This window comes from Proteus hauseri (assembly GCF_004116975.1).
GTDB classification, from domain to species: domain Bacteria; phylum Pseudomonadota; class Gammaproteobacteria; order Enterobacterales; family Enterobacteriaceae; genus Proteus; species Proteus hauseri.
In genome coordinates this window covers 866243-879027 of sequence record NZ_CP026364.1, presented here as the reverse complement: position 1 = coordinate 879027, position 12785 = coordinate 866243, and the positions used below count along the sequence as shown (strand labels likewise).

Below are 12785 nucleotides of genomic sequence, written 5' to 3'. Positions count from 1 at the left end.
TATTAATTATTATCCGTACTTATTAAGTTTGTCAGTGTGGAATTAAACACAACAGAATCGGTGATTGAACGTATTTTTGTTGGTGAAAAATGGCTATTTTCAGCTTTTGCTGCTTCAACACTCATTAAATCTAATTGGCGTAGGGCAAAAATTCCGGCAAGGTTGATGCCGCAATGTTGGGTATAGCCAATACCGCCAGAAGGGCGCATATTGATTTCAAGTAATAGAGGGCGGCCTTGATGATTATTACGGGTTTGTACATTTACAATTCCGTCGGCTTTCATCGCTGTGGCACAAGCTTTGCCCAACTCATAAGCTTCACCAGAGATTTCTAGGTGCTGAATCGCCCCTTCTTTACGACGAGCGACTGCTGCAATGACCTCGCCTTGTTCAACTACCATATCTACAGAATATTCAGGCCCTGGTAAATAAGGCATGAGCACCATTGGCTCAAAGTGTTCAACTTGTTTTAGCGCATTAAGATATTGCTGAGGATTTACTCGGCGATTTTCAGGGTGACTAAAAATTGCCATTGGTGAAATCGTGTTATCAAAGCACCAAAAACCCATACCATAGATGCCTTTTACTGGTTTGATACACAAAGGGATGTCACCAAAAACGGGGTTTTTAAGCTGCTTTTCTAGCTCATCAATAGCAGTGATACAAATAGAGGGCACTACAGGTAAACCACATTGTTCCATTGCTTGTGCAAATGCGACTTTATCATCAGCAAGTTGCAGCTGTTCAAGGCTAGTAGCGCCTGTTGTTAATTTAACACCTAATGATTCAATGTCGTTACGATGGTTTTCAAACCATGCGCAGTTTCGCCCGGTATGTATGGCATCGACATGGTGTTTTTTAACCGTATCTACGATAAATGCGAGACGTTGAGCCTCATCTTGAGGTTCATAAAAAGCATTATCAGCTAGCGATAAAATCTCATTTCGTGGATGACGATGAGAAGCCAACAACGTAATTTTTTGGTGTTGTTGGTCTGCAAAGCGTTTAACACTTTGAATTATATCGCGTTGGGAAGATAACCCTTCCATTAACCAAATCGTGTTGTTCATTAATCTTTATACCGTGAGATAGGTTGCTAGAAAACTTATCCTACAATCATGATGTTTCCTTTGATTGGTGTCAATCATAATATGATTTATTTCACATAAGTTTAAAAGCTAATAATTTATCTGATTGCTGTTAGGGTTATTCTTAAGTTGCGAGTGGTTGTAATAATAAAAATACATTATATATCAACGCATTGACAAAACTTTAACCTGGAGTTGTAAAAATAGACTTGCTCAACTACTTCATCATGATATGATGTTTTTCATCATAAAGATTTAAATGCAAAAGGCTTTGTTATTTCACTCTACCTCTGAAGGAAGTTAATTATGGTTTCATTAAGCAAGAATCAAACAGTTTCTCTCAGTAAACAAGCACCTACACTGAGTCATTTAATGTTTGGTTTAGGCTGGGATCCGATTAAGAAAAAAGGATTTCTCGGTGGTCTTTTCGGTGGTGGTGGTTCTATTGATTTAGATGCCAGCTGTGTTTTGCTTGATGCCTCTGGTCATCAAATCGATACCATTTGGTTTCGTAAACTAAAATCAAGCTGTCAGTCGGTTGTTCACTCAGGCGATAATTTAACGGGTGATGGCGATGGTGATGATGAAACAATTTTTGTCGATTTAAATCGTTTACCAAGCAATGTTGAATACTTGGTTTTTACGGTAAATAGCTTCCGTGGGCAGACATTTAATGAAGTTGAAAATGCTTTTTGCCGTGTTGTAGATAAAACAACAAGCAAAGAACTCGCTCATTACAAGTTAACTGAACAAGGTTCTCATACTGGTATCGTTATTGCTGCGCTACAACGTAATGGTGGACAGTGGGACTTCACTGCTTATGGTGCGCCTTGTCGAGGCCGCGTAATTAACGACATGATGCCTGATATTTTGGCTACGGTGGTGCGATAAATGAATATGACACCAGGCGGGAATCTTCCTGTACCGACGCAAACATTAATTGTCCGTATTCAATCTGGAGCAGCTGTTGATGCTTCTGCGTTTAGACTTTTCGCTTCAGGTAAAGTCAAAGGTGATACGGATATGGTGTTTTATGGTCAAACAGCAAATGATGACCGTACTATTATTTATGCAACTTCAGGAAATAGCACTTCGTTTACAGTTGATTTAACTCGTTTACGCCCTGATGTTGATAAAATTGCGTTTACAGCAACGTGCGACGGACAACAAACTATTGCAAATTTGCAACGACTCTCTATTCAAGTTGATGCCAACAATGAAGTGGTTGCCAATGGTAATGTCGAAATCAATGGACGCCAAGAAGCGGCATTAATTTTAGGTGAATTATATCGTCGTAATGATAGCTGGAAATTTAGATTTATCGCACAAGGGTTTAATGGTGGTTTAAAACCATTAGCTGAGCATTTTGGTGTTGATATTGCTGATCCTACACCTACACCTACGCCTACGCCAGCGCCGGCTCCAGCAGCACCGACTCCAGCACCAGCACCAAGTAGTGTGAATTTAAGCAAGGTTTCTTTAACTAAAGAAAAGCCTGCTATTAGCCTTACAAAGCGTGATGACTTTGGCAAAATTCGCATCAACTTGAATTGGCACCGTGAAAAGAGCAATAACTCAGGATTACTTGGTGGCTTGTTTGGTGGCAATAAAGGTATCGATTTAGATATCGGTGCATTTGTTGAATTACAACAAGGTTATAAATCGGTTATTCAAGCATTAGGCAACGGTTTTGGTGATTTCCAACGTGAGCCTTATGTTGAGTTACAAGGTGATGATCGTACAGGTGATATTTCTGGTGGTGAGTGGATTTTCGTTAATGGGCGCGAATGGAAAAATATTAAGCAAGTGCTGATTTTTGCTTTTATTTATGAAGGCGTACCAAATTGGAGTAAAACAGATGGTGTAGTCACCATTCATGTACCTGACCAACCACCTATCGAAACGCGTTTAACTGATGGTAATAATGGCCGAGGTATGTGTGCCATTGCTCGATTAGTTAACGAGAACGGCTCGATAAAAGTTGAACGTCTTAATGAGTTTTTTAAAGGCCACCGTGATATGGATAATGCCTATGGGTGGGGATTTCGCTGGACAGCCGGTTCTAAGTGATCTAGTCGATAAAAGGAAAATTAACATGAGTTTTTTCAATAAATTAAAAGAAGGTTTTAATTCAGGTCGTTCTGAGTTAGCTAAACAAGTTAGTCGCTTTAAAAACAAAAAGTTTATGCAAGGTACCGTTGCAGTTTGTGCTCGAATCGCGATTGCGAGTGACGGTGTTAGTTCAGAAGAAAAACAGAAGATGTTGGGTTTTTTAAAAGCATCGGATGAACTTAAGGTATTTGATACTTCCGAAGTTATCGAATTCTTTAATAAGTTAATTACGAGTTTCGAGTTTGATACTGAAATCGGTAAAGGCGAAACGATGAAGTATATTTTGGCGATGAAAGATCAGCCGGAAGCTGCGCAATTAGCTATTCGTGTTGGTATCGCTGTTGCGAAAAGCGATGGTGATTTTGACAATGATGAAAAAGAGGCTGTGCGTGCTATTGCTATTGCATTAGGTTTTGAGCCCGCAGAGTTTGGTTTGTAATTAATTTAATATAGGGAACCGTCCAGGAATTATTATGGTATCCACACATATTGGTTTTCCGACAGAAACTGTCATTGTTTTTATCGTACTTGCGATTGGCGCTATTTTTATCGACTTATTTATGCACAGAGCAGATAAGCCGGTTTCATTGAAGAATGCCATATTTTGGTCGTTATTCTGGGTTGCCATTGCAATGGTATTCGCAGGATTCCTTTACATTCATCATGGTTCAGAAGTCGCCAGCCTATTTGTAACGGGTTATGCGTTAGAAAAAGTACTTTCTGTTGATAACCTGTTTGTCATGATGGCTATTTTCTCATGGTTTGCAGTGCCAGATCGCTTCCGTCACCGTGTGCTTTATTGGGGGATTATCGGGGCTATCGTTTTCCGTGGGATCTTCGTTGCTATCGGTACAGGACTATTAAGTTTAGGGCCATATGTTGAAGTTGTATTTGCGCTAATTGTTGCTTGGACGGCAGTCATGATGCTGAAAAGTGGTAATGAGAGTGAAGAAATTGAAGATTACTCACAACATCTCGCTTACCGCTTAGTAAAAAGATTTTTCCCGATATGGCCAAAAATCAGTGGTCACGCTTTCTTATTAACACAAAAAGAAGTTGATGTTGAGCTGGCTAAGCCAGAAAACAAAGATGTTACGATAGGGCGCGGTACCAAAGCGGCATTATATGCAACACCATTAATGTTGTGTGTGGCTGTCGTAGAGCTTTCTGATGTGATGTTTGCTTTCGACTCTGTTCCCGCTATTATCGCAGTAAGCCGTGAACCACTTATTGTGTATAGTGCAATGATGTTCGCAATCTTAGGCTTACGTACGCTCTACTTTGTGTTGGAAGCGTTAAAACAGTACCTTGTTTACCTTGAAAAAGCGGTTATTGTGCTGTTGTTCTTTATTGCTGCAAAACTTGGTTTGAATGCAACCGACCATATCTGGCAGCATGGATATAGCATCTCCGCGACAACCAGTCTGTTTGTAGTACTTGGTGTTTTAGCTCTTGGAATTATTGCAAGCTTTGTATTCCCAGAGAAAAAGGAAGATGAAGGTAAAAAAGAATAATCAATATTCTTGAGAAATCAGAATATAAAAATCTAAAATTAAAGAGGTTAAAAAATGAGCGTTTCTCTTTCTAAAGGTGGTAATGTCTCTCTGAGCAAAGCAGCCCCAACGATGAAAAACGTCCTTGTCGGACTAGGTTGGGATGCCCGTTCTACAGATGGTCAAGATTTTGACTTAGATGCATCTGTATTTTTGTTAGCAGCGAATGGAAAAGTGCGTAGCGATGCCGATTTCATTTTTTATAATAACTTAAGATCAGCTGATGGTTCTGTTGTTCACACTGGCGATAACCGTACTGGTGAAGGCGACGGTGATGATGAAGCACTGAAAATCAAATTAGATATGATCCCAACTGATGTCGATAAGATTATCTTTGTTGTCACTATCCATGATGCTCAAGCGCGTCGCCAAAGTTTTGGCCAAGTATCAGGTGCATTCATTCGTTTAGTTAATGATGACGACCAAATTGAAGTCGCTCGTTATGACTTAACTGAAGATGCATCAACAGAAACCGCGATGTTATTTGGTGAACTGTATCGCCATAATGCAGAGTGGAAATTCCGTGCTGTTGGTCAAGGTTATGCTGGTGGTTTAGGCTCTGTATGCGCACAATACGGCATCAATGCCTCTTGATAGATTGTTATGAGATATTAATCACTGACAGCCATTATAAATAAATGGCTGCCAGTTTACTCAATAAAGTAGGAGCTTTGATATGGCAGTTTCCCTCGTTAAAGGTGGTAATGTTTCACTAACTAAAGAAGCACCAGCAATGACTGTTGCGATGGTTGGTTTAGGATGGGATGCCCGCGTGACTGATGGCGCTGAGTTTGATTTAGATGCGTCAGTATTCATGGTCGGTGAAGATGGAAAAGTACTTTCAGACGCAAGTTTTATCTTCTTTAACAACAAAGTCAGCTCATGTGGCAGCGTTGAACACCAAGGAGATAACCGTACTGGGGAAGGCGATGGCGACGATGAACAAGTCAAAATCAGCTTGTCAAAAATCCCTGCTGAAGTGAAAAAACTGGTATTCGCAGTGACTATTTATGATGCTGAAAACCGTAAACAAAACTTTGGTATGGTAAGCAACAGTTTTATGCGCGTTTATAATAACGACAATAATACTGAGATTGCTCGTTTTGACCTTTCTGAAGATGCATCAACAGAAACTGCTATGATCTTTGGTGAGTTATATCGCCACGGCGCAGAGTGGAAATTTAAAGCCGTAGGCCAAGGTTTTGCCGGTGGTTTAGGTGCTTTAGCCGCACAGCACGGTGTTAATATCTAAGTTAATGTGTTGATTATTATTTATTAATCAAGCATTACATAAAAAAGCCCTCGTTTAAAACGGGGGCTTTTTATTTTTAATCGCTTTATTACTCGTTATATGTTGATTGTCGGTTATTTTTTTACAGTCACTTTGATTGGCGATTTTTTAGCTTGTGCATTTTTTGTATGAAAATGACGCCAATGAGGATCTTGAGCAGCTAACAGCAATTCATGATCACCGCGCGAATCCCCCCATGCCCTTAAATGGTATTGAGTTAAATCGCCATAAATACTTTCTAAACGCTGTATTTTTTCACCACAACGGCAGTTATTACCAATAATTTTGCCCGTTAATTTACCATCAATGACTTCAAGTTGGGTGCCAATTAGTTTGATGCCTAATTTATCTGCAAAAGGTTGTAGCACCATTGCTGGTGATGCAGAACAAATCGTGACTTCAGCACCAATATTCACTTCTTCGGCAACGGCAATCAGTCCTTTAGGGCGCATTAATTTAGCCCAATAAAGTTGGCAAAAGGTCTCTGCTTTCTCTTTTAACCATTTTTCATCAATGTTGGTTAAAAAGGTTTTTATTAACACTTCTTTTAATTCATCACGCGTCAGTTTGCGTCTAAAACAGCGTAATGTTGGCAACACCATTTTGATTAAACGGCGTGAAAATTTACGTTTCCCAAAAGCAAACTTTAAAAAAGGAATAAAGCTGTCGTGATAGGTTAGCGTGCCATCAAAATCAAACACTGATAACGTTTTTACGGTGTTTTTTGAGTTTTCAAACTGAGGTTGCATAGTAGAGTTAAGCTCCGTAAATCATCAGGGTTCGAAGAAAATTTTACTTATTATATCATTGTTGCAGAAATGAGGTAGAGGAGAGAACGGTAGTTGATAATCGGCTAGATAAGCTCCTATTGTTTTATTATGTTTATTCTTAATAAAATATTAGCTATTAATTAATAATAATATTAGTCGGATTATTTAATAATTTATTAAATTTATAAAATAAAAGATGATAAAAGAAAATAAAATAGCCTTCTTGTTATATAAAAATAATAACTTTAATTAAAATAATAGCTTGGTTTTATTTCTAATTATTTAAATAAAAAATAAACTAGCCGATAAAGAATAAGTTTAATCAATCCAATTATGGCGGTAAAATTTATTGTGAATATTAAAAGAAAATCTCAAATTGGCTCGGTGATATTACTGTTAATATTTTTTATCTCATCAGGAGTATCGTCTTTTCTTATTTATAAAATGCAATCTAATTTTGTTCAGGTTGAAGCGCTCTCTACGCGTTTTATTGATCTGCAAGAAGCGCGATATAATTTGGCGATAATACGCTCGAATATCAACAACTTTCTACAAAATAAAGAAAGTGACAATGCTTATCGTGATAAAATTATTCAACAAAATAAGTCACTTGTAACAACATCAAAAAGTATCATTACCCATTGGGTGAAAGAGAAAAAAATGACAGATGATGCACAAAAAAGTGCAGAGAAAGCAGCTAAATTATTTAATAACCTTGTTGATAAACTAGTATTATCGCTAAATAATACGAGCTCACTAGAGTTTAACAATAAAGCATTTCTTGCAGATTTTAATCAACTGTCTTCATTGTTTGATAATTACTTTACTATTACCTCAAAAAATAATGCCACAATTAGTTTTCAGCAGTCATTAATGACTAAAATTTCTATTTTTTCGACTGTTTTGTCATTTGTTATTACATCAATTCTTTTATGTCTTGTTATTCGGTGGGTAAATAAAACATTTATTTTTAATCTTAATTTACTGTCGGAAATACTAAAGAAAGTGGGTGAGGGTAATTTAATCTTCACATTACCAAACAAGAGAGATGATGAGTTTGGTACTTTATTTTTACATGTTAGTGAAATGCAAAGTGCATTAACGTCAACTATTTTTACTGTTAAAAAAGAGACGTTGGAGATGAAAAAAGAAGCAACTGATATTGCATCAGGCAATCAAGAGCTTTCATCTCGCACTGAAGAACAAGCTAGTGCATTGCAGCAAACGGCTGCCAGCATGGAAGAGATAAAAACAGCTGTCGCTAATAATACAGAAAACACAGTATTGGCTAATGATATCACCACAGAAGCTAATAGCATTGCTATGGATGGGTCAAGTATTATGAAAGATGCCATTAATTCAATGAAAAAAATAGAAAATGGTGCTGTGAAAGTGGGTGAAATTAATGATGTGATTAATAGCATTGCGAGCCAGACCAATATCTTAGCCCTAAATGCGGCTGTGGAAGCGGCAAGAGCGGGTGACCAAGGTCGAGGTTTTAGGGTTGTTGCTGCCGAAGTAAGAAATTTAGCGGCTAAAAGTGCAGAAGCAGCAAAAGAGATCCATCAGATTATTAAGGAGTCTATGGCGGATGTTTCTCATGGCACGGTGTTGGTGAATAAAACCGGTGAGCATATGGAGGCAATGGTTTCTTCAATAACCAAAGTGAATAAAATTATGCAGGGAATAAGCCTTGCCTCTGAAGAGCAACGATTGGGTATTGAACAAATAGCAGTTGCAATTAATCAGATGGATACAGTAGTACAACAAAATGCATCATTGGTTGATCAAAGTGCGACATCTACCATGATGTTAGACGAAAAAGCACAGCTTTTAATGGATAATGTAGCGATATTTCAGATTGAAGAACCTGTGTAATTGAAGCTGAAATAACTCACTCCGATAGACTCTATTGGAGTGAGATTTTTAGGCTGTGATGGTAAATAGAATAACGATAAATAATATTCAATCATAAAAGTGGTTGCACCGTTAGCTGGATCCGCTGATAGCCGGTTATCAACACGAATATAACGCGCACGTAATAGAGTATTGGCTGTAAAGGTAGTTGGAATATTAAACTTAAAAAATCTTCATCAGTAGCGCCAAATACGAGCTGTATACCTACTCCTTTAGCAACAGCTCTACATCATTTACTTCAAAAGGATCAGAGTATTCAGCAATTACTGGATTAACAGATTTTATTGTTACTGTTATTTCGTTCTGATAGCGTTCTGTGAAAGTGTGTTTGTATTCAGAGGTGAAAATCCCCCCTTTTTGCCCAGAATAATAACCTCTAAATGCAGGGTAATTGTATAAGTTAATATCAGAATTTATTCACTTGGTTATACTGCTTTTGGTTTTCATCGTGGATGTTTTATGTTTATCCAATTCCACTGTGTAGTCCGGTGTTTTATAGCTAGATGATGTGACACTAACAGAACCTGTAATATTCCTGTATGAACTTATAAAAGGAAATCCTTCTGCTACCACTTTATTTTTTCGGGATAATTTATATTAAGTTTCATCCTTGCAATATTAGTTAAATTAAAAATGCTGGGTTGAATAGGAATAATTTTAATTAATGAGTAATTTAATACTGGGTGTACCCAATATGTTATATTTTCTAACTCTTTTTCTGAAAGGACACGTTGACCTTCCCAAGAGAGTTTAGAACATTAGGCGATAATGAGCTATTTGTATCTCTATTTGTATAAAATACAATGCCAAGAGTAAGGTTATTGATTCTATAAACATTGGCAGAAATACCAGAACCAATAGCAAGGGTTTCTGTTATATTTATTATTTTTAACTCTTGTCTTTCTAGATAATAAATAGTTTCTAGCTCTGTTGAAGGAACGTTAAAAATACATTTATAGTTTCGAATATAACTGTCGTAATTTATTTTACTTTGGTAAACGAAAGAATCTATAGGTATATCAGATCCAATATAGAGTACGCCATTAATTATCATGGTATGAGTCTCTGAGGGATCAATAACGACACATCTAACTATTTGATCTGCCATTACTTCTGCCACTGAAAAAAGTAAAAGCATTAAAGCTAAGTTTTTTTATTGTAAGCGTTATACTTTATTCTCCACAGACACTAGCCAATTGAACAAAACTATTTGAGTTATTTTTATCTTGAGTAGGTACGTTATAGTTGATTATACATTATTGTATTTCGCACTGTTCCTATTTCACCGTGAACTTGCCAGCGTTGTTATTAACTCGCGCATAGAGAAGTCCTCTTTGATCTATTCTACCTACTTCATTCGTAAGCCACACTACCAAATGAAATTTCACCATTATTACGTTGAATAGTAATGAGCAACGGAACACCAGTATTAGTTTTAAATTCTACTTTAGTCATAGCACCTTCAAATGGTGCAATGTGAGTTTGTGTATTTTGTCACTTAACGTTATTTGACATACCTTTTGGGTTGATTGTGATGCCATTTATTTCATAAGGTGTTAGATAACTATACTTTAATAAATATAAGCTATCCGTAGCAAATAATTTCCCGAATCTAAATTTAAATAATTAAATGTTTTATTTTTATGGTAGGCACTTAGCAAAGTGAAAGCATATTTATTATTTTTTACTTATCAGATGAACAATAGCTGATGTATATAAACCTGCGGAAATACAAATTACTCTTTTTACGCATATTGGTTGTAGATTGCAGTTGTAAAATTACTCCGAACAAATTTCAAATTTTCACTATATGATAAAAATAAATTATTGAATATTTATTATTGATGGTTTTTTATCGGTTTTTATTAAAAGCAATATCTATAAAAATCTATCTAGCGTAATAATCTTTATAAGAAATATCTTTCTTTAGTGGGGCTATTTTTTATGTTATTTAAATAAGAAATTAGGTGTTTTTACTTGGTTTTTCTTGGGGGAAAATGTTATTAATTTACCTTAAGGTATGGGAAATAATATTTACATTAGAAAATTATTTTGATTTGGTTTTGTATAATCCATTGTTAAATAATGGTTTTTAGAGTAAATGATATAAACAATAGGTTGAAGAGCCCAACAAATAGCGAATAATTAGCAAATAATAGAAAAAGATTGTTTTATTGGGCGATATAAAAATAAAAGAGGATTTCATGTCAGAGTAAAATTCTGAATTTAATCACTGATGGAGAAATTAAAAGGAAAAATATACCGATTATTCTGATTAATGAGTAAATAAAATCTATTTCTTGCCGATATAAGAGTGGGTTTTATCAATTGATTACTGAGGTAGATAGTTTCATGAGTATAGAGAGATCGGCTAAAGTTGGTTCCCTTATTTTATTACTAATTTTTTTAATGTCGTCAGCATTGTCATCATTTTTTATTTATAAAATGCAAGATAACTTTGAGTCGCTTAACTCATTGAATACGCGACTCACCAATGTTCAAGAGGCAAGATATGAGTTAGCAACGATTCGCTCTCATGTTAATTACCTTATGTTAATGCAGAGTATGGATAATAAAGAGACGACGACAGCTGCTATTGTTGCAGAAGCTAAAAAGTTGGCAGTTGGATCTAAAGCAACGATTTCACATTGGGTGCAAGTAAAAAAAATTAGCCCTGATGCTCAACGAAATTCAGAAGAGCTATCTGTATTATTCTTTGCGCTACTCGATGAGTTAATCGACCCTATCGACACGATGAGTTATCAAGAAAAAAATCTATCTGGTGATTTTAATAGGCTTTCAGATTTATTTGATGAATACTTTATTATCACCAAAGGTGTTAATGATAGCATTGCAGCGCAACAAGCGTGGATGGTGCAACTTTCCATCTATTCAACGATTATTGCCTTACTGGTAATGTTAACGCTACTTTATGGCGTTGTACGTTGGGTCAATAAATCTTTTATTTTTAATCTTAATACGCTGTCTGACATTTTAGCGAGAGTTGGTGAGGGGGATTTAAGTTTCTCTTTACCAAAAAAGAGAAAAGATGAATTTGGTGTTTTATTCTCTAACGTGGGCGATATGCAACAAGCATTAACTTCAACAATAAAAATTGTTAAAGAAGATGCTATAGAGATTAAAAAAGGTTCTGCGGAAATTGCTTCGGGCAACCAAGATCTTTCATCAAGGACAGAAGAACAAGCAAGTGCATTGCAGCAAACAGCCGCGAGCATGGAAGAGATAAAAACAGCGGTTGTGAATAATACAGACAATGCGATGCTCGCTAATTCTATTACTGCACAAGCGCGTGAACTCGCTGTTGATGGCTCAAACATTATGAATGATGCCATTGACTCAATGAAAAAAATTGAGATTGGTACATTAAAAGTCGCTGAAATTAATGATGTGGTTAATAACATTGCAAGTCAGACAAATATACTGGCATTAAATGCAGCGGTTGAAGCGGCTCGTGCGGGTGAGCAAGGACGTGGATTTACTGTTGTTGCAACGGAAGTCAGAAACTTAGCCGCAAGAAGTGCAGATGCGGCTAGAGAAATTAATCAAATTATTAAAGCATCAGTAATGGATGTGGCTCAAGGCACAGAACTTGTAAATAAAACGGGTGCTCATATGCAGGAGATTGTTTCTTCAATCACTCAAGTGAGCAGCTTAATGCAAGGCATTAGCATCGCCTCTGAAGAGCAAAAAGTCGGTATTGAGCAGATTGCAGTTGCTATTAATCAGATGGATTCTGTCGTACAACAAAATGCTGCTTTAGTGGAACAAGCTGCAACTTCGACAATGATTTTAGATGAGAAAGCACAAAATCTAACGGATAAAGTGTCAGTGTTTCAAATTAAAGAACAATATTAATTTTTGAAATAGCGCTTTAATGTTTGTATTAAAAACAAGCTCACTTTGATAGCAATATTGAAGTGAGTTTTACTATTTGTAAAAGGCGAATACGATGAATATTCCTTCATTAAAAATCTGGTTCATATATACAGATATGAACCAGAAAGATAAGGCTATATGACTAAACATGGCGCAT

The 12785-nt window shown here is 36.4% G+C and carries 11 protein-coding genes; 8 read left to right on the top strand and 3 right to left on the bottom strand.

The genetic code is table 11. The features are described from left to right. Window positions 1-2 precede the first annotated feature (2 nt). On the bottom strand, window positions 3-1070 hold the full coding sequence (locus PH4a_RS04125; protein ID WP_129037962.1) for an ATP-grasp domain-containing protein: 1068 nt from the start codon (window positions 1068-1070) through the stop codon (window positions 3-5). A gap of 324 nt (window positions 1071-1394) precedes the next feature. Between PH4a_RS04125 and PH4a_RS04120 the strand changes: the two genes are divergently transcribed. The 6 genes from PH4a_RS04120 to PH4a_RS04095 all read left to right on the top strand — a co-directional run bounded on the left by PH4a_RS04120 (window position 1395) and on the right by PH4a_RS04095 (window position 6005). Next, on the top strand, window positions 1395-1979 hold the full coding sequence (locus PH4a_RS04120) for a TerD family protein (RefSeq protein ID WP_064721062.1): 585 nt from the start codon (window positions 1395-1397) through the stop codon (window positions 1977-1979). Next, window positions 1980-3158, top strand: coding sequence for a TerD family protein (locus PH4a_RS04115; RefSeq protein WP_129037960.1), 1179 nt, complete (start codon window positions 1980-1982; stop codon window positions 3156-3158). Window positions 3159-3183: 25 nt separating this feature from the next. Beyond that, window positions 3184-3639 carry a tellurite resistance TerB family protein gene (locus PH4a_RS04110; RefSeq protein ID WP_129037958.1) on the top strand — a complete coding sequence of 152 codons (456 nt, stop codon included), beginning with the start codon at window positions 3184-3186 and terminating at the stop codon, window positions 3637-3639. 34 nt (window positions 3640-3673) lie between these two features. Continuing rightward, window positions 3674-4714 (top strand): TerC/Alx family metal homeostasis membrane protein, encoded by a 1041-nt coding sequence (locus PH4a_RS04105; protein ID WP_064721059.1) that lies wholly within the window; start codon window positions 3674-3676, stop codon window positions 4712-4714. Window positions 4715-4768: 54 nt separating this feature from the next. Then, window positions 4769-5347, top strand: a complete 579-nt coding sequence (locus PH4a_RS04100) for a TerD family protein (protein ID WP_064721058.1) — start codon at window positions 4769-4771, stop codon at window positions 5345-5347. An 82-nt stretch (window positions 5348-5429) separates the two neighbouring features. Continuing rightward, complete coding sequence (locus tag PH4a_RS04095) at window positions 5430-6005, top strand: TerD family protein (protein WP_129037955.1); 576 nt, start codon at window positions 5430-5432, stop codon at window positions 6003-6005. A gap of 113 nt (window positions 6006-6118) precedes the next feature. On the opposite strand, the gene PH4a_RS04090 is transcribed toward PH4a_RS04095, so the two are convergent. Next, window positions 6119-6793: an HAD family hydrolase gene (locus tag PH4a_RS04090; RefSeq protein ID WP_129037953.1), complete on the bottom strand. Its 675-nt coding sequence runs from the start codon at window positions 6791-6793 to the stop codon at window positions 6119-6121. A gap of 372 nt (window positions 6794-7165) precedes the next feature. On the opposite strand from PH4a_RS04090, the gene PH4a_RS04085 reads away from it, so the two are divergent. Continuing rightward, window positions 7166-8692 carry a methyl-accepting chemotaxis protein gene (locus PH4a_RS04085; RefSeq protein ID WP_129037951.1) on the top strand — a complete coding sequence of 509 codons (1527 nt, stop codon included), beginning with the start codon at window positions 7166-7168 and terminating at the stop codon, window positions 8690-8692. Between the two features lie 745 nt (window positions 8693-9437). On the opposite strand, the gene PH4a_RS04080 is transcribed toward PH4a_RS04085, so the two are convergent. Continuing rightward, the gene (locus tag PH4a_RS04080) at window positions 9438-9839 is read right to left on the bottom strand and encodes a hypothetical protein (RefSeq protein WP_129037949.1); all 402 of its coding nucleotides are present in this window, start codon (window positions 9837-9839) and stop codon (window positions 9438-9440) included. Between the two features lie 1244 nt (window positions 9840-11083). Here PH4a_RS04080 and PH4a_RS04075 point away from each other — a divergent pair. Continuing rightward, window positions 11084-12607, top strand: a complete 1524-nt coding sequence (locus tag PH4a_RS04075; RefSeq protein ID WP_129037947.1) for a methyl-accepting chemotaxis protein — start codon at window positions 11084-11086, stop codon at window positions 12605-12607. Window positions 12608-12785 lie beyond the last annotated feature (178 nt).

What these genes read in the sequence shown, in the direction of transcription:
- PH4a_RS04125 (WP_129037962.1), bottom strand. Translation starts at nt 1,070, where the DNA reads ATGAACAACACGATTTGGTTAATGGAAGGGTTATCTTCCCAACGCGAT.
- PH4a_RS04120 (WP_064721062.1), top strand. Translation starts at nt 1,395, where the DNA reads ATGGTTTCATTAAGCAAGAATCAAACAGTTTCTCTCAGTAAACAAGCA.
- PH4a_RS04115 (WP_129037960.1), top strand. Translation starts at nt 1,980, where the DNA reads ATGAATATGACACCAGGCGGGAATCTTCCTGTACCGACGCAAACATTA.
- PH4a_RS04110 (WP_129037958.1), top strand. Translation starts at nt 3,184, where the DNA reads ATGAGTTTTTTCAATAAATTAAAAGAAGGTTTTAATTCAGGTCGTTCT.
- PH4a_RS04105 (WP_064721059.1), top strand. Translation starts at nt 3,674, where the DNA reads ATGGTATCCACACATATTGGTTTTCCGACAGAAACTGTCATTGTTTTT.
- PH4a_RS04100 (WP_064721058.1), top strand. Translation starts at nt 4,769, where the DNA reads ATGAGCGTTTCTCTTTCTAAAGGTGGTAATGTCTCTCTGAGCAAAGCA.
- PH4a_RS04095 (WP_129037955.1), top strand. Translation starts at nt 5,430, where the DNA reads ATGGCAGTTTCCCTCGTTAAAGGTGGTAATGTTTCACTAACTAAAGAA.
- PH4a_RS04090 (WP_129037953.1), bottom strand. Translation starts at nt 6,793, where the DNA reads ATGCAACCTCAGTTTGAAAACTCAAAAAACACCGTAAAAACGTTATCA.
- PH4a_RS04080 (WP_129037949.1), bottom strand. Translation starts at nt 9,839, where the DNA reads ATGGCAGATCAAATAGTTAGATGTGTCGTTATTGATCCCTCAGAGACT.
- PH4a_RS04075 (WP_129037947.1), top strand. Translation starts at nt 11,084, where the DNA reads ATGAGTATAGAGAGATCGGCTAAAGTTGGTTCCCTTATTTTATTACTA.